Here is a 548-nt window from a genome sequence, read left to right as displayed (position 1 = left end):
GCCGTCGACGCGCAGCTCCGCGACAACCACGAGTCCGGCGTCCTGGCTGAAGTCTACGACGACGCTGATGTCATCAGCCGCTCCCTGGACGGCGCCGAACAGTCCTTCATCGAGTTGGGCTCCGCCATCGGTACGCTGCTCACTCGCCCCGTCCACACCGTGGCCGAGCTGAAACACCTGCCCAGGGCCCTGGCCGCCCTCATCGAGAGCTCTCCGGAGTACCTCGAGCGCTTCCGATTCATGACTCGGGGTGAGCAGATCCAATCCCTGGCGAAGCTGAGCACCACCTTGCTCTCCACCTTCGGCGCAGCAGGGGGCACCACTCGCACGGTGGCTGCCGTAGGCCGAGGGTTGGAATCCGTCTCCGTGCCCGCGCTCTCGCTGGCCGCCGATGGCGCGTTGACGATGGAGCGGGTGGCTGTCCCCGTGGGGCGCATGGTGACGGCCCTGAGCGGTGGACCGGGAGCCGCCATCATCCTCCAGCGCGCCAACGACTCGGCGAGCCAGGGACAATCGGCACCCCAAGGCCCAGGGGAGTGGGGGCCCTC

At 68.6% G+C, this 548-nt stretch carries 1 pseudogene; it reads left to right on the top strand.

Going from position 1 to position 548, the window contains the following annotated elements:
* Positions 1 to 548, top strand: a pseudogene (locus tag KY501_RS52920) (hypothetical protein); the annotation flags it as partial.

This window comes from Hyalangium versicolor, from assembly GCF_020103695.1.
In the GTDB taxonomy this organism is placed as follows: Bacteria; Myxococcota; Myxococcia; order Myxococcales; family Myxococcaceae; genus Hyalangium; species Hyalangium versicolor.
This window is presented reverse-complemented; position numbering and strand designations above follow the sequence as displayed.